The sequence below is a fragment of the Brachybacterium sacelli genome, assembly GCF_017876545.1.
Taxonomy (GTDB): Bacteria; Actinomycetota; Actinomycetes; order Actinomycetales; family Dermabacteraceae; genus Brachybacterium; species Brachybacterium sacelli.
The window spans coordinates 652,010-667,697 of the sequence record NZ_JAGIOD010000001.1 but is presented as its reverse complement, the minus strand read 5'-3'; the positions used below and the strand labels follow the sequence as shown (position 1 = coordinate 667,697).

The 15,688-nt window shown below is 71.1% G+C and carries 15 protein-coding genes; 9 read left to right on the top strand and 6 right to left on the bottom strand.

Going from position 1 to position 15,688, the window contains the following annotated elements:
• Positions 1-2 precede the first annotated feature (2 nt).
• Entirely contained in the window at positions 3-392 is a 390-nt protein-coding gene (locus JOF43_RS02835) for a MerR family transcriptional regulator (protein ID WP_209898799.1), read from the top strand.
• Between the two features lie 60 nt (positions 393-452).
• Here the strand turns inward: JOF43_RS02835 and JOF43_RS02830 are convergent, their stop codons facing one another.
• From JOF43_RS02830 to JOF43_RS02815, 4 genes are all read right to left on the bottom strand, one after another.
• Entirely contained in the window at positions 453-896 is a 444-nt protein-coding gene (locus JOF43_RS02830) for a VOC family protein (RefSeq protein WP_209898796.1), read from the bottom strand.
• A gap of 113 nt (positions 897-1,009) precedes the next feature.
• Positions 1,010-1,531, bottom strand: a complete 522-nt coding sequence (locus tag JOF43_RS02825; RefSeq protein WP_209898792.1) for a ferritin — start codon at positions 1,529-1,531, stop codon at positions 1,010-1,012.
• A 146-nt stretch (positions 1,532-1,677) separates the two neighbouring features.
• Positions 1,678-2,073: a VOC family protein gene (locus JOF43_RS02820; protein ID WP_209898789.1), complete on the bottom strand. Its 396-nt coding sequence runs from the start codon at positions 2,071-2,073 to the stop codon at positions 1,678-1,680.
• A gap of 151 nt (positions 2,074-2,224) precedes the next feature.
• Positions 2,225-3,973: an FAD-binding protein gene (locus tag JOF43_RS02815; RefSeq protein ID WP_209898786.1), complete on the bottom strand. Its 1,749-nt coding sequence runs from the start codon at positions 3,971-3,973 to the stop codon at positions 2,225-2,227.
• 91 nt (positions 3,974-4,064) lie between these two features.
• On the opposite strand from JOF43_RS02815, the gene JOF43_RS02810 reads away from it, so the two are divergent.
• Positions 4,065-4,985, top strand: a complete 921-nt coding sequence (locus JOF43_RS02810) for a LysR family transcriptional regulator (protein ID WP_209898783.1) — start codon at positions 4,065-4,067, stop codon at positions 4,983-4,985.
• Between the two features lie 17 nt (positions 4,986-5,002).
• Here JOF43_RS02810 and JOF43_RS02805 read toward each other — a convergent pair whose 3' ends face one another.
• Positions 5,003-6,061: a LacI family DNA-binding transcriptional regulator gene (locus JOF43_RS02805; protein WP_209898780.1), complete on the bottom strand. Its 1,059-nt coding sequence runs from the start codon at positions 6,059-6,061 to the stop codon at positions 5,003-5,005.
• Between the two features lie 496 nt (positions 6,062-6,557).
• On the opposite strand from JOF43_RS02805, the gene JOF43_RS02800 reads away from it, so the two are divergent.
• The 4 genes from JOF43_RS02800 to JOF43_RS02785 all read left to right on the top strand — a co-directional run bounded on the left by JOF43_RS02800 (position 6,558) and on the right by JOF43_RS02785 (position 10,892).
• Positions 6,558-7,592, top strand: coding sequence for a carbohydrate ABC transporter permease (locus tag JOF43_RS02800; RefSeq protein WP_209898777.1), 1,035 nt, complete (start codon positions 6,558-6,560; stop codon positions 7,590-7,592).
• On the top strand, positions 7,589-8,494 hold the full coding sequence (locus JOF43_RS02795) for a carbohydrate ABC transporter permease (protein ID WP_209898774.1): 906 nt from the start codon (positions 7,589-7,591) through the stop codon (positions 8,492-8,494). The genes JOF43_RS02800 and JOF43_RS02795 overlap by 4 nt, the downstream gene beginning before the upstream one ends.
• 158 nt (positions 8,495-8,652) lie before the next feature.
• Positions 8,653-10,047, top strand: a complete 1,395-nt coding sequence (locus JOF43_RS02790; RefSeq protein WP_209898771.1) for an ABC transporter substrate-binding protein — start codon at positions 8,653-8,655, stop codon at positions 10,045-10,047.
• Between the two features lie 101 nt (positions 10,048-10,148).
• Complete coding sequence (locus JOF43_RS02785; RefSeq protein WP_209903042.1) at positions 10,149-10,892, top strand: glycerophosphodiester phosphodiesterase; 744 nt, start codon at positions 10,149-10,151, stop codon at positions 10,890-10,892.
• 29 nt (positions 10,893-10,921) lie between these two features.
• Here JOF43_RS02785 and JOF43_RS02780 read toward each other — a convergent pair whose 3' ends face one another.
• Entirely contained in the window at positions 10,922-11,449 is a 528-nt protein-coding gene (locus JOF43_RS02780; RefSeq protein WP_209898768.1) for a hypothetical protein, read from the bottom strand.
• Positions 11,450-11,650: 201 nt separating this feature from the next.
• Here JOF43_RS02780 and JOF43_RS02775 point away from each other — a divergent pair, with 201 nt between their 5' ends.
• The 3 genes from JOF43_RS02775 (at position 11,651) to JOF43_RS02765 (ending at position 15,671) form a co-directional block, all read left to right on the top strand.
• The gene (locus tag JOF43_RS02775; RefSeq protein WP_209898765.1) at positions 11,651-12,388 is read left to right on the top strand and encodes a glycerophosphodiester phosphodiesterase; all 738 of its coding nucleotides are present in this window, start codon (positions 11,651-11,653) and stop codon (positions 12,386-12,388) included.
• A gap of 206 nt (positions 12,389-12,594) precedes the next feature.
• Positions 12,595-15,012 (top strand): glycoside hydrolase family 84 protein, encoded by a 2,418-nt coding sequence (locus tag JOF43_RS02770; RefSeq protein WP_209898762.1) that lies wholly within the window; start codon positions 12,595-12,597, stop codon positions 15,010-15,012.
• 101 nt (positions 15,013-15,113) lie between these two features.
• Entirely contained in the window at positions 15,114-15,671 is a 558-nt protein-coding gene (locus JOF43_RS02765; RefSeq protein ID WP_209898759.1) for a TetR/AcrR family transcriptional regulator, read from the top strand.
• Positions 15,672-15,688: the final 17 nt, after the last annotated feature.

The following is a 15,688-nucleotide window of genomic DNA, read 5'->3' as shown; positions in this document are numbered from 1 at the left end:
GCATGCGCATCGGGGAACTCGCACGCCGCACGGGCGTCAGCCAGCGTGCGCTGCGCTATTACGAGGAGCACGGGCTGCTGTCCCCGGACCGACGGCCGAGTGGCTATCGCGTGTACAGCCAGGAGGACGTCGCCTCCGTCCAGCGGATCAGGACTCTCCTCGCCGCCGGACTGAGCACCGCTCAGATCCTCGAAGCGCTCCCGTGCATCGTCGACGACGACGGTCGGCTGATTCCGGGTTGCGAAGGCTTGGTGGAGGGGCTCGCGCAACAGCGCGACCGGATCGACGGGGCCATCGACGAGCTCAGGGACACCCGCGCCGCCCTCGACTCGATCATCACCCGTGGACAGCGCGCGGCCGGACCTCTGCGACGCACCACCGGTCAGGGCTGATCAGGTGCCGTTCGTCGCGAGAGGGTCGACGTGCTCGGGCCGGTGTGCTCGTGATCGGCCTCAGGCCGGGGGCGCTCCAGCGACGACGAGCGCCCAGAGTACGCCGAAGCGGTCCTTCACCTGCCCGTAGTGGTCGCCCCACGGGGCGAGCTCGAACGGCATGGCGATCTTCGCCCCGGATGAGGTGAGGGTCTCGATGAGGGCATGCGCGTCGTCCACGCGATCGAGTCCCACGAGGAACGAATAGACGTCGGACTCGAGGGGAGGCAGCTCTTCCCCCGGGGCGCTGATGCCGTCCCCACCGGCGAGGGTCACCAGGCCACCGTGCAGCTGGGCGTGCGCCACCGAGCCCGCGGGCGGGGTGAACGGGAAGCCGGACAGGTCGGGGATGTCGTCGTACGTCATGAGGTCGAGCTCACCGCCGAACACCTCGCGGTAGTACTCGAAAGCTTCGGCGGCGTTCCCCGGGAAGCTGATGTAGGAGCTGAACTGCGGGGCGGACATGGCCTTCTCCTTCGCCATCGCGGACGGTGCGGATGCCCGCCCGCACATAGTGTGGCACGCGTCACCCACGCTCGGGCGACGCGTGCGCACCATGGATCAGTCCGCGTCGGCGATCAGCCCTCGTCGGCCTCGGTGGACTCGGCGGGGCGCGCACCCAGCTCGGCGTCCAGGCGCAGGATGCCGGAGCCCTCCTCGCCGATCAGCTTCACGCGGCCGATGATCTCGGAGACCGTGGACTCCTCCTCGATCTGCTCGTCGACGAACCAGTTCAGCAGGGGGCGGGAGTCGTAGTCGCCTTCCTTGTCGGCGCTGCGGTACAGCTCGCGGATCGCTTCGGAGACCTTCTGCTCATGGGCGAGGGCGGCCTCGAAGATCTCCAGCACCGACAGTCGCGGCTTCACGCCCGGCGCGTTGATCGTGCCGATCGCGGCGTGGTTGTCGCGGTCGGAGACGTGCTGGATGAACTTGTTGGCGTGGACGATCTCCTCGTCGGCCTGGTGGCGCAGCCACGCGGCGATGCCGGGGAGGTCCTGCTCGTCGGCCTCGATCGCGAGCTGTCGATAGGTGATCGACGCCGCGAACTCGAGGGTGATCTGGTCCTGGAACTTCTTCTCAAGGTCATTGCTCATCTTCATGGGCACGACGATAGACCTCTTCGTCGCGCTTGTCAGCCATGGAAAGGCTAGCCTGACCTGGTATGACGCACTGTGGACAGCCTAACCTGACTACGCTGGCCCGACCACTCAGAGTGCTGCATGTCAGCGGGTCGCCGGTCGAGGCCTCAGTCCCAGCAGAGGCAGAAGGGGTGCCCGGCAGGATCCGCGAGCACGTGGAAACCCAGCGGGGCCGACGCGTCCTCGGCCTCCTGGAGCATGTGCGCACCGAGGTCCAGGACCTCCTGGGTCGCGGTGCCCACGTCCTCGCGGAGCACGTAGAGATCGGGATGGATCTGCTGGTGCTGGGCCGACGGGTCGGTGGTCGGCCAAGTGGGAGCGACGTGGTCCGGGGCGTATTGCACGCCGAGTGCGGTCTCCCCGTCCACGATGACGTCGTGCCAGCCGGCGAAGGGTCCCGCGTCGACGACGCCGACGCGTCCGCCCAGCACGGACGCCCAGAACTCCGCCTCGACCCGGGGATCCGGGGCGTCCAGGACCATGAACTTCTTCGTGATGCGCATCGGGTGCCTCCTCGTCGCGGCAGGGACCTGCCCGCTCAGCATCTCGGAACGGCTCCCGCGTGTCCAGAGCCCGGGTGCGCTCCGGACCGTGCCCGACGGGCCGGAATCCACCCACGCGGTGCCGACCGGCCCGGTGACTGGTCGACCGGTGTCACTCGACGAGCTTGCCCCGCGGGGAGTCATCCAGGCGCTGTTCGGCCAGGGCGCGGATCTCCTCCGGGATCTCGGGCAGCGGTTCGAAGGCGACACCGCCGTCCGGGGTCCACACCATCGAACCGCGCAGCCGGGGATCCTGCTCCGGGAAGTCCGCGCGGTTGTGGCAGCCGCGGGTCTCGCGGCGCTCCAGGGCGCACTCGAGCGTGGCGCGTGCGGCGAGGAGGGAGCCCTTGAGGTCGAAGGCGTGGGCGAGATCGTCGAACCCGGCCACGTCGGGGTGCGCGGTGACGTGGCCTGCCCGCTCTTCGATCGCAGCGATCTTCTCGAGGCCGGCCTGCAGGCCCTCCTCGTCCCTCACCACGCCCGCGTGCGCGGTCATCACGTCACGGACCTCGCGCTGCAGCCGGCGCGGCACCTCGATGCCCCCGCCGCCGAGCAGCGCGGCCTGCTCCTCGCGGGCCTCCTGGACGGCGCCCGGATCGCGCCGCACCAGGGTGCGGCCGGACGCGAACTCGGCGGCGGCCTGCCCGGTGATCCGGCCGTAGACCAGCAGCTCGATGAGGGAGTTGCCGCCGAGCCGGTTCGCGCCGTGCAGGCCGGAGGAGGCCTCGCCGATCGCGTAGAGCCCTGCGACCCCGGTGCCGTGGTCCGCCGCCTGCACCCACACGCCGCCCATGGAGTAGTGCGCCGTGGGCGCGACCTCGACGGGGGTGGTGGAGATGTCGAGCATCTGCAGGTCGATCAGGGTGCGGTAGACGCGCGGGAGCTTGGCGAGGATCTGCTCGCGCGGCAGGTGGGAGACGTCGAGGAGCACGCCGCCGTGCTCGGTGCCGCGACCCTCTGTGATCTCGGTGTAGTTGGCCAGCGCCACCCGGTCGCGGGTGGACAGCTCCAGCCGTTCGGCGTCGTATCGCTCCATGAACCGCTCGCCGAGGGCGTTGCGCAGCACGCCGCCCTCACCACGGGCCGCCTCGGAGACCAGCGTGCCGGCGGCGTCGTCGGGCTCGAGCAGGCCGGAGGGGTGGAACTGGACGAGCTCGGCGTCGCGGATCCGGCCGCCGGCCAGGGCGGCGAGGCGGAAGGAGTCGCCGGTGTTCTCGTCGCGCCGCGAGGAGGTCACGCGCCAGATGCGGGTGTGGCCACCGGCGGCGAGGATCACCGCGTCGGCCTGGATCTGCACGCCCTGGCCGGTGACGATGTCGAAGCCGTAGGCGCCGAAGATCGTGCCGTCGGCCACCAGCAGCCGGGTGATGTAGACGGTGTCGATGATCGGCACGTCCAGCTCGGCGGCTCGGCGCATCAGGGTGCGCTGGATCTCCAGGCCCGTGTAGTCGCCGGCGTAGCAGGTGCGCCGGTACGTGTGCGCGCCGAAGAAGCGCTGGGAGAGGCGGCCGTCCTCCTCCCGGGCGAAGGGCATCCCCCAGCGGACCAGGTCCTCGATGCCGCGCTCGGCGTTCTTCGTGACCGTCTCGACGATCTCGGGCTCGGCCAGGAAGTAGGACTCTCGCAGGGTGTCCGCGGCGTGCTGCTGCCACGAGTCCTCGGCGTCCATGGTGCCGAGGGCGGCGTTGATGCCGCCGGCGGCGAGGGTGGTGTGGGCGTCGTGCGTGCGGCGCTTGCCGACGGTCAGCACCTGCACGCCGCGCTCCGCGAGCTCGATCGAGGCGCGCAGACCGGCGCCGCCGGTGCCGATGACGAGGACGGAGGTGGAGATCAGCCGTTCGTGCGATGCGTCGTTGCTCATGCCTCCACGGTAGGCGGACCTGCGGAGATACGGCCAATAGCAATTCTGGGTCCTCTTCATGCAATGACTGCATGGTCGCTAGGGTGGGGGCATGAGGCTCGAGCACCTGCGCTCCTTCGAGGCGGTCGTCCGACGGGGCACCTTCACCCGGGCGGCCCAGGAGCTGTTCCTGACCCAGCCGTCGCTCTCCCGGCAGATCGCGACGCTCGAGACGGACGTCGGCACCCCTCTGCTGGAGCGCGGTCATCGCGGGGCGGTGGTGACGGAGGCGGGCCGGGCTCTGCTGCCGATCGCGCGGCGAATGCTCGCCGACGCGGAGAGCGCACGGCTCGAGCTCGACGAGCTCGCCGGGCTCCGCCGGGGACGGGTGCGGCTCGGCGCGCCGCCCACCCTGTGCGTCTCGCTGGTGGCCGACGTGCTCGCCGAGTACTCCGCTCGCCATCCCGAGGTGGAGCTGCAGGTCGTCGAGGCGGGCACGCTCGCGCTCATGCGGCAGCTGCAGGAGGGCGAGGTCGATCTCGCCGTCGCCATCACCCGGGAGGACGCGCTCGAGGCGGAGGGGGCGGAGCTCGTGCCGCTGCTGCGGGAGGGCCTGGTCGTGGCCTCCGCAGCCGCGCGGGCACCGCTGGTCCCCGAGGAGATCACCCTGGCCGAGCTGGCCGAGGTCCCGCAGGTCGCCTTCAACCGCAGCTACGACCTGCGAGCGGCGACCGACCGCGCCTTCGCGTCCCGTGGTCTGCGCGCCGCGATCGCCGTCGAGGGGGCGGAGATGGACGCGGTGCTGCGATTCGTCGAGCGGGGGATCGGGGTGGCGGTGGTCCCGGCGATGGTGGTGGTGGACCGCCCCGGGCTGCGTTCCTCGAGACTGGTGGACCCCGAGCTCGACCGCACCGTGAATCTCGCCTACCGCAGCGGGGTGCAGCTCTCGGCCGCGGCCGAGGCTATGCGGGAGCTGGTGTTCGAGACCGTCCTGCGCACCGAGCTGCCGGGGGTGCTGCGACTCGACCGGTGAGTCGCCGGTCGACCCCCTCAGCCTCGCCGATGCTCGGCCGGCGGCCCCAGGGTGCGGCCCGGCAGGAACTGCCCGGCGTGCACGGCGTGACGTGCGCTCGGAGAGGCGTCCGTCAGCGGTGCGGGTGGCCCCTTGGGGGACTCCTGCGCCCTGACCAGCAGATCGCCCATCCGGGCCACCGCCTCGTGGGCGACCTCCGCGATGGGCAGGCGCACGGTGGCCAGGCCGAGGAGGTCCAGGCCGTCGCCCATCCCGTCGAAGCCCACGGTGCTCACGTCCTCGGGCACCCGCACCCCGCGCTCGGCCGCGGCACGAAGCAGATCCAGCGCCACGTAGTCCACAGGGCAGGCGATGCAGGTCAGATGCTCCTCCCGGGCTGCGTCGAGCGCTCGCACGACCCCCTGTTCCACGGGCAGCAGCTCCACCTCACGGGTCTCCACCCCCAGCTCGTGGCAGCGCTCGCGCAGGCTGCGCATCCGCAGCGCGAACACGCGCGAGTAGAGCAGGGGAGCGTTCAGCACCGCGATCCGCCGGTGGCCCGCCGCCGCGAGCTGCTCGGCAACCATGCGGCCATGGGAGCGCTCGTCGTAGCTCACGGACTCGATCAAGGGGTGGTCATTGGGGCGGCCGACGATCATCAGCGGGACGGCGGAGACGGCCTCGACGAGGTCCTCGGCGGCGGTCACCCCGGTGCCGACGAAGATGCCGGCGACCCGCTGGCCCCGGAGGCGGTTCAACCCCTCGACCTCGGCGGTGCCGTAGTCGTGGCGGAAGGCCGTGACGGAGATCAGTGTGCGGCCCGCGGCTTCCACGGCGCGGTTCATCTCTGCGTGGAGGTGCCCGTAGGCGGGGTTGGTGGCGTCCCGGATCAGCAGTCCGAGCTGACGTCCGTGCCGCGTCGCGAGTCCGCTCGCGACCAGGTTGTGCACGTACCCCAGGCGTTCGGCGGCCTCGTGCACCTCGATCATCGCGTCGGGGGAGACTCGCTCGCCGCCGCCCTGGAACACGCGGGAGACCGTGGAGCGCGAGACGCCGGCCGCGCGGGCCACGTCCTCCATCGTCGGTGGTCTGGTCATGATCCGCGCTCTTCCCTGGGGTCGGGTCGGTTGATCGGGACCTCCGGGGGCGGGCTCCTCCTCGAGCCCGCGCGGCGGCCCGCGTCTTCAGCGCAGGGTAGCGCGGCGCGGGATGTCCGCCAGGGCGTATGGGTAACTGGTGGATGAAGCCTGGGTGCGGCCCGTCGCGCCCGGCCCGCGTGGTCGCGGAACAGTTCCGGACATCTCGATGAACGGTGGGTGGACCGGGTCCCGATCGGGCCCTCCCTCTGCCGCTCGCGGCGGCCGTCGACTCGCGTGGGAGCGCTCCCACCTGCGGTGACAGGGGGTGTTCACGACGGGTTCACCCGCGCGTTCCTGCTGGTGGCGCGGGCGTCGTGGCGTCCATACGGTGTGGTCGGTCGAGGACGCCGAGGGCCGCTCCGCGCAGCCCCGGGAGGCCTCGCCGCCGCTACTTCCGTCCTGCACGTCCGGTCCCCGGGCCTGCCCCGCCGACCAGGAAGCTGGGAGCGCTCCCATGTCACTCGCCGTCCGACCGCACCCCGATCCGGGACCCTCGGCCCCGCGCGGGGCCGAGGCGACCGGCGGCTCCGCGGGTCCGAGTTCCTCGACGCCCGGGTCGCCCGGCCGGAGCCCTGCAGCGCTCCGTCCTCGCACCTCCGGGCAGCGACGCCGTCGTCGGCGTCGCGACGCGCTGCTGTTCGGGGCGCTGATCGCCCCGAACCTGATCGCGATCATCGTCTTCTCCTACTACCCGGCCCTCTACAACATCGGGCTCAGCTTCATGGAGTGGGACTTCGTGGCGCCGAGCCCGGAGTTCGTCGGGCTGGAGAACTACCTCGATCTGTTCACCGACCCGAGCTTCGGTCAGGTGCTGCTGAACACTCTCGTCTTCACCGGGGTGAGCGTCGTCGGTTCGATCGTCGGCGGGCTCCTGCTGGGCAGCCTGCTGGCCACCAAGGTGCCGCTGACGGGATTCGCCCAGACCATGGCCTTCGCCCCGCACATGCTCCCCGGCGCGGCCGTCGGCATCCTGTGGCTGTTCATGTTCGACCCCAACTACGGCCTCTCCCGCTGGCTGTTCTCCCTGGTCGGCGCGAGCTCCCCGGACTGGACCACCACCTCGGACTGGTCGCTGTGGGCGATCACGATCGCCTACACCTGGCAGCGTCTCGGCTTCGTCACAGTCATCTGCTACACCGCGATCCTCGACCTCCCCAAGGACCTCTACGAGGCGGCGGCGCTCGACGGGGCGCACGGCGGGAAGCTGCTGCGCCACCTGACCCTGCCGCTGCTGAGCCCGATCATGTTCTTCCTCTCGATCACCGGGATCATCTCCGCCGCGCAGGCCTTCGACATCATCTCGATCATGACCAGCGGCGGTCCCGGGGTCTCCTCCAGCACGCTGAGCTGGATGGTCTACGAGGAGGCCTTCCAGAAGTTCGACATCGGCACCGCGTCGGCGGCCGCCACGGTGCTGCTCTTGATCCTGCTGGCCATCACGTACCTGCAGGTCCGCGTCGGCGACAGGAAGGTCAACTACGACTCATGAGTGCCCTGACCCTGAATTCCCGGAAGGCCTCCGAGGCGGCCGACGGACCCGGCATCAACCGCGGTCGCCGCCGCGGCCCCCGTCGGCCGGCCTGGATGACCGGCCTGCTCATCGCCGGGGTGCTCACCACCCTCGCGGTGTTCCTCATCCCGCTGTTCTGGCTGTTCTCCTCCTCGCTGAAGCCGCACGGGGACATCTACTCCTGGCCTCTGCAGTGGATCCCGACCTCGCTGACGGTGGACAACTTCGTCGAGGCGTGGAATTCCGCGCCCTTCGACCGCTTCTTCCTCAACTCGATCGTCACCACCGCTGTGGGGACCTTCCTGGAGATCTCGCTGGCGATCCTGTGCGCCTATGCGTTCGTCTTCGTCGACTTCCGGTTCAAGAAGTTCGCGTTCGCGCTGATCATCGCCTCGCTGATGCTGCCGGGCCACGTGACGCTGATCGTCAACTACATCACCGTGGCGAACCTGGGCTGGCTGAACTCCTACGCGGGCATCATCCTGCCGGGCATCGCCAGCGCCTTCGCGATGTTCCTGCTGTACCAGTTCATGCGCACCCTGGACAAGGACATCCTGCAGGCCGCGGAGATCGACGGCGCAGGGCACATCCGGCGCATGCTCACCATCGTGGTGCCGCTGTCGAGCCCGATGATCCTCACCGCCACGCTGATCGTGATGGTCGGCAAGTGGAACGAGTACGTCTGGCCGCTGATCGTCACCTCCACCTCCACCATGCGCACCCTGCCCATCGGGCTGCTGTTCCTGCGCAGCCAGGAGGGCTACAGCAACTGGGGCGTGATCCTGGCCGGCGCCGTCTTCGTCTCCCTGCCGATGCTGATCCTCTTCTTCCTGGCCCAGAAGCGGATCATCGGCGGCCTCGCCGCGGGGGCCATGAAATGACGGCGAGGACCGGCGACGGCCGGCGACCCTCCTCCGCCCGCCACCCGAGCACGCCTGTCCGGACGAGCGCCTGACTCGTCCTTCCCTCTGACCTGCCCGACCGCCCGACCCGCCCCGCCACCCGATCGGCACCATCCCCACCACGAGGAGCGATCCCCATGTCCCTTACCCTCCCCCCTCTCTCCCGTCGCGGTCTGCTCGCCGCGATGGGGGTCGGTGCCGGCGCCGCCGGCCTGGCCGCCTGCGGCTCGCCCCTGGGTGGGGGCGGCGGTGCCGAGAGCAACATCCGCGAGGGCTTCACGCAGGCGGACCTCACGCTGCCGCCCGAGTACGAGGGCCGCACCCCGATCCTGTTCTGGGCGCCCTTCACGGCGGAGATCTACGAGGTCGTCACCGCTCAGTTCGCCGAGTTCAACGAGTCCCAGGACGAGATCGTCGCGATCGCGGAATCCGTGGGCGGGTACGACGACCTGGTCCAGAAGTTCACCGCCTCGCTGCAGGCCCGCACCGTTCCGGACATCGTCTGCTTCCCCGAGATGCAGTGGCTCCAGTTCCACACCTCCGACGCGCTCGCGCCGCTGGACGGCTACTTCGACGACGAGTGGAACACCGACGTCTACATCCCGAACTACGTCCACGAGGGGATCGCCGGCGGCGAGACGTTCGTGGTGCCCTTCGCCCGTTCGACGCCGCTGTTCTACTTCAACAAGACGCGCTACCTCGAAGCGGGCCTGCCCGAGGAGGGCCCCAGCACCTGGGAGGACCTCGCCGAGTTCGCGCCCGAGCTGGCGAAGATCGAGGTGGAGGGCCGCCCGCTCTCTGCGATGGCGTTCTCCCCGGATGCCTGGCACGGGCAGGCGGACATCTGGGGCTTCGGCGGAGCGAACTCGAACGAGGACTTCGAGGTCACCATCAACGACGAGGCCGGGCTCGAGTGGCTCGAGTGGCAGCGGAAGTTCATCCACGACGACGGCTTCGGCTACCTCGCCAAGGACGCAGGCACCGATTTCCAGTCCGGGGTGACCGCCGGCTGGCGCGGTTCCACCGCCGCCCTGACCGGCCAGACCGTGGCGGCCGACGGGAAGTTCGAGGTGGGAGTGGCCTACATGCTCTCGAAGGAGGGGGAGCAGAAGCAGGTCCCGACCGGCGGTTCCGGCTTGTCCATCGTGCGCACCGAGTCCCAGGAGCGCCAGGACGCCTGCGCCGAGCTGTTCCGCTTCCTCGCGGGACCCGAGCAGTCCGCCGCCTGGCACATCGGCACCGGATACGTGCCGATCGTCCAGGCCGCCGCGGAGACCCAGGCCGTCCAGGACCTGGTCGCCGAGAACCCCAACTACCTGGTGGCCCTCAACCAGCTCGAGAACGCCCGCACCGCGGACTACACCAACTGGAACGCCGGTCGGGTCACCGAGATCGGGGCCGCCCAGGGTCGCGTGTACGGCGACGGCACGTCGGCGCAGGAGGTCCTGGACACCCTGGCCGCCGAGCTGCAGGAAGGCCTCGACGAGGACCGCGAGGCCTACGAGGCCGTCGACTTCCAGGGGTGGAAGTGAGCGCCCCCGCCCGCGCGACGGGCGAAGCCGGGAAGCGGCCGACCCGCGGGGTCGGAAATCCTCCGACCGGCGGGTCCGGGAGTTCTGCGAGGGACGGCGGTCTGCCTGCGCTGGTCGGCCACCGCGGGGCCGCGGCCGTGGAGCCGGAGAACACCGTGGTCTCCTTCCGGCGGGCCGTCGCCGAGGGCGTCCAGCTGCTCGAGTGCGATGTGCACCTCAGCAGCGACGGGGCCGACGCGGTCATCCATGACGCGACCCTCGACCGCACCGCGCAGGAGGACTCCCCGCTGCGCACCGGTGCCGTCGCGGACCTGACCCGCGCTCAGCTGGACCGGGTGCTGGTGGGCAGCGGCCAGCACATCCCGACCCTCACCGAGGTGCTCGACGCCGCGGTCCGCACGGAGGGCAGCCGCGTCCCGCTGCTGGTGGAGATCAAGGCACCGGGCGCCGCGGAGCGCGTCGTCCGTCTCCTGGTCGAGTACTTCGACGAGGACGTCTGGGACGCGCCGTCGCCCCCGGCGCAGATCATCTCCTTCCACCCGGAGGCACTGCGGACGGCGCGGGAGGCGGATCCGCGCATCCCGCTGCTGCTGACCACGACGACGACCTCCCCGGAGTTCTTCGAGACCGCGGAGGATCTCGGCGTCGCCCAGATCGGGGTGCGGATCGCCGATGCACGGCAGGTAGACGTCGAGCGGACTCGCGCACTCGGCATCCAGCTCAACCTCTGGACGGCCCGCTCCGAGGAGGAGCTGGCCCGTGCCCTGGAGCTGGGCTGCGACACCCTCACGGTGGATGACCCCGCGTGGGCGTTCTCTCTGATGGCCGAACCGGCGCAGACCTGAGACGGCCGCATCGGGTCGGTCGGGACGCCTCACTCGAGGTTGTCGACCTCGACCACCAGTCCGGCATCGGCGGGGCCACCGGTGAGCATCCAGGGATGTTCGACCCCTTCGTCCGCGATCGCGACGCAGACCGCCTCGTAGTCGCGGATGGAGGTGTCGATGCCGTCCGCGCACTGGACGGTCAGGCTCATCTCCTCGGGGCCGCGGGCCTCGGCCTCCTCCTCGGTGACCGCGGCGAGCTCCTCGGCGGTCAGCGTCTTGGTGGTGTGGCCGAAGGTCCAGGTGCCCTCGAAGAGGTTCTCGTCCGAGCCGGTGCGTGCGGTGACCTCGCTCGCCGCGTCGGCCCCCACCTGACTCCGGGTGGTGCCGGCGGCTGCCGCCTGCGCCACGTCGCCGGAGCCGGCTCCGCCCGCCAGGAGTGCGGCGGTGCAGGCCAGGCCCGCGAGCGGAGCCGCTGCGCGGCGGCCGGTGCGCCATCGTGGTGCGCCGGCGCGGCCCCCGTTCGCCCGGCCGGTGCCGTGGTCGCTGAGTGTCGTGCTGATGCTGTTGCTGAGCATGGCTTCCCCTTCCCGGGCTGTCCGCCCGGTCGGTGCCCGGCCCGTCGGGACGGGCACAGCACCCTGCGTCAGGGCGCAGGTTTCCAGTGTGAGCCTGACCACTGGGTAGGGTCCAGGGGGCGACCTCGATCCTCACCGTCCGTCCACACATGTCCGCAACTCCGTCCCGACCGCACCCGTCGATCCCGTCCGAGGAGAACCATGACGAAGCACTCCGCCCCGTCCCCGCAACGTCCCGCGATCGTCGGTCACCGCGGCGCCTCCGCGCTGGCCCCCGAGAACACGCTCGCCGCCTTCCGGCGCGCCTTCGAGGACGGCGCCCAGCTGGTGGAGTGCGACGTCCACCTGAGCGCCGACGGACACGTGGTCGTCATGCACGACGAGACCATCGATCGCACCGCCGACGCCGCTTCCCCGCTGGCCACCGGTGCCATCGGCGAGCTCACCCGCGCCGAGCTGGACACGGTGCTGCTGGCCGGAGGGGAGAGAGTCCCCTCGCTCGAGGAACTGCTGGCGATCACCACCGTGCCGGTGTTCATCGAGGTCAAGGTCGCCGCTGCCGCGAAGGCCGTGGCCGAGCAGCTGAGGGCACTGCCGGCGGCTTCGCCCGCCGCCGCCTCGACCGTGATCTCCTTCCACGCCGAGGCGCTCGCCGAGATCCGACGCACCACCGACACCCCGGTGTCCTACCTGGTGGAGCAGATCGATCAGCAGGCGATCGCCACCGCCCGCGAGCTCGGTGCAGCCGGCATCGGCCCGGCGATCCGAAAGCTCTCGCTGCGAGCCGCCGGAACCGCGCGCGAGGCCGGGCTGCAGCTGAATCCCTGGACCGTGAACACCGCCGAGCAGCTCGCGGTCGCCCTCGCCTGCGGGGCCGACACGCTCACCACCGACGACCCGGCCTGGATCCAGCACGAGCTGGACGTGCGCGAGACCTGACCCGGGGGAGGCGCGCGCCGGCGACTCGTCAGCCCTGGGAGTCTCCGGATCCGTCGGCCCCTCCGCCACGACGACTTAAGCTGTTAAGGTGACAGCCGCCCTGTGGGGCGCATCACGTGCGGTGGCGCGCCCCCACTCCCCACCCTGGCCCCGAGTCCTCGCGTACGGCCAGGGGGCATGACCCGGAAAGGCGCCTCGTGCACCGCGTGACCTCCTCCTCGCCCGCCGGCCGGATCCCCGCCCCCGGAGCCCGCGGCCTCTCGCGCCGCAGCGCCCTCGGCCTGGGGCTCGCGCTGGGAGGCACCCTCGCCCTCCCGCTCCCCGCCGCGCTCGCCGACGGCGGTGGTCCCTCCGGGAGCATCTCGGACGTCCGCCCCCGGCCGCTCTCGGTGCGGGGCAGCGGACACGAGGTGGTGCTGCAGGGAGCGGTGACCGTCGTCGTCGGCTCGAGAACCGATCCCACCGCCCGGACGGCACTGATCGATCTGCTCGAGAACGCCGGCGCCCGCGCCCGGGCGGTCGTGGCGGACTCCGCCGCCGACCTCGTCTCCGGGCCGCGCATCCACCTCGGCACGCCGGAGGACAATCCGACCTTGCGCGCGGAGCTCGAGGCCGCCGGGGTCCCGGGTCCCGAGGACCTGGCGGCCGACGGATACGTGCTGACGACGGGCCGGAACCGAGGACCCGTCCTCACCCTCGCCGGTCGCGACGCCCGTGGCACCTACTACGCGGTCCAGACCCTGCGCCAGCTGCTCGGCGGCGGGGCGCGGGTGCCTGCCGTGCACGTGCGCGACGCCCCGCGCATGGAGATCCGCGGGGCGATCGAGGGCTTCTACGGGATCCCGTGGTCCCACCAGGCACGCCTGGACCATTTCGCGTTCTACGGTGCCCACAAGCTGAACACCTACATCTACACCCCCAAGGACGATCTGCTGCTGCGTTCGAAATGGCGCGAGCTGTACGAGGGGGAGGAGCTCGAGAAGCTCGCCGAACTCGTCGAGACCGCGAGCGCTCACCACGTGAGCTTCACCTACGCGCTCTCGCCCGGCAACGACATCACCTATGGCAGCGACGAGGACTTCACGGCGACCGTGACGAAGTTCGAGCAGCTGCGGGAGCTGGGGGTCTCCCGCTTCTACATCGCGCTCGACGACATCCCCGGCGACCTCGACGAGGCCGACTCCGCACAGTTCTCCTCCCTCGCCGAGGCTCAGGCCCACTACCTGAACCGGCTGCAGGAGGACTACGTCGAGGCCCACGACCTCGAGCCGCTGCAGACCGTCCCCACCGAGTACTGGGGCTCCGAGCCCAGCGACTACAAGACCGTCTTCGGGGAGAGCACCCACCCCGACCTCCGCATCCAGTGGACCGGCGAGGGCGTCTTCTCCCCGGAGGTCACCGAGGAATCCGTGGTGGCGGCCGTCGAGAGCTACCAGGCCGAGCACCTGTTCATCTGGGACAACTTCCCGGTCAACGACGGGCGCCGCGACCGCCTGTTCCTGGGCCCTCTCGAGGGCCGGGCGCCGACGCTGCACGAGCACCTCGCCGGCTTCACGTCGAACCCGATGATCGAGCCCTACGCCTCGCTGATCGCGCTCGCGAACTATGCCGATTACTGCTGGGACCCGATCTCCTACGACCCCGAGTCCTCCTGGCGGGCGGTGCTCGACGAGCTCGCCGGTGCGGAGGAGTCGGTCCGCCACGACCTGCGCGTCTTCGTCGACCTCAACGTCCGGTGGCCCTACCGCGACGATTCCCCGATCGCCCCCGGTCTCTCGGCCGACGTCGAAGCCTTCTGGTCCGCGTACGATGCCGGAGAGCGTGGCGGGCAGGAGCTCGACCAGCGCCTGCGCACCGTCGTCGGCCTCGAGGAGTCCCTGGCGCCGATGGCGTCCCAGGGCTTCTATCAGGACACGCTTCCGTGGATCGTGGCGGCGGGCCGGTGGGCGAAGGCTCTGCTGGCCCAGCTCGAGATGCTGCGGGCGCTCGCGGAGGACCGGCTCGGGGACGCCTCCGAGGCTGCCGCCCGGGTGGGCGAGCATCTCGCCGCCGCAGGCAAGGCGACCGTGCCCGATCAGCGAGAGGACGGTGTCCTCCGCGAGGACCAGATCGTGCCCAGCGTCGGCGACGGCGTGTTCGAGGACTTCGTCTCGCGGGCGTGGGAGGAGCTGCGGGCAGTGTCGCCCGAGGATCCCTCCCTGCCTTTCCGCGGTCTGCCTGCCACCGCGAGCACCACGCTGGAGACCTACCGCGACCACACGCCCGAGAGCATGGCCGACGGCGACCTGTCGACCATGTTCTGGTCCGACGGGGCCCCGCGGGTGGACGACGAGATCCGGGTCGAGCTCGAGCAGGCCCGGCCGATCACCTTCGCCCGCGTGCAGATGGCGACGAGCGACACCACCGCCGGCGACCAGATCTACGAGGGGGCGCTGGAGCTGTCGGCCGACGGGGAGAGCTGGTCCCAGGTCGCCACCACGGATGGCTCGCCCGTCCTCGAGGTGACGCTGCCGAGCGCGCAGGAGGTGCGGTTCGCCCGGCTGCGCGTGACCGAGGAGAACCCTGACGGCCAGTGGGTGCAGGTGCGCGAGTTCGGCCTGGGGGAGACGGCCCCGGCCACGTGATGCGCCCAGGACCTCCCGAGCTGCATGATCCCGGCGCCGGACGGCGGTCCCGGAGCGACGGGATCACCGGGCAGACGGCACGACGAGGTTAAGGTCGGAGCGTGTCCGTTCCCGCCCGGCCCCGGCGTCACGACCCGCAGCGTCGCGACCGCATCATCGACGCCTGCCTCGAGGTGATCGCCGAGCACGGAGTCACCGGGACCTCCCACCGTCGGGTCGCCGCCGCGGCCGATGTCCCGCTGGGCTCGATGACCTACCACTTCCGCGGGATGGACGAGCTGCTGAGGGAGGCCTTCGCGCGCTTCGCCGATCGGATGGCCGTGCGGGTCGAGCAGCGCACCGCCCGCGCCGCCACGCTGCCCGAGGCGCTCGCCGCCTTCGCGGCGAACATCGGCGAGGACGTCTTCGCCACCCAGCGGGAGCTGATCGTCACCCAGGAGCTCTACACCCTGGCGGCGCGGCGGCCCGAATACCGCGACATCACCAGCGCCTGGATGGCGCGCACCCGCGCCACGCTCGACCCGTTCGTGGACGAGGACACGGCCGTGCTGCTGGACGCGATGAACGAGGGACTCGCTCTCCACCGCGCGCTGCACACCGCTCCGGCTCGCGCGGACCTGATCATCGAGGCACTGGAGCGGCTCACCGCGGGACGATGAACCGGGGCGACGCAAGA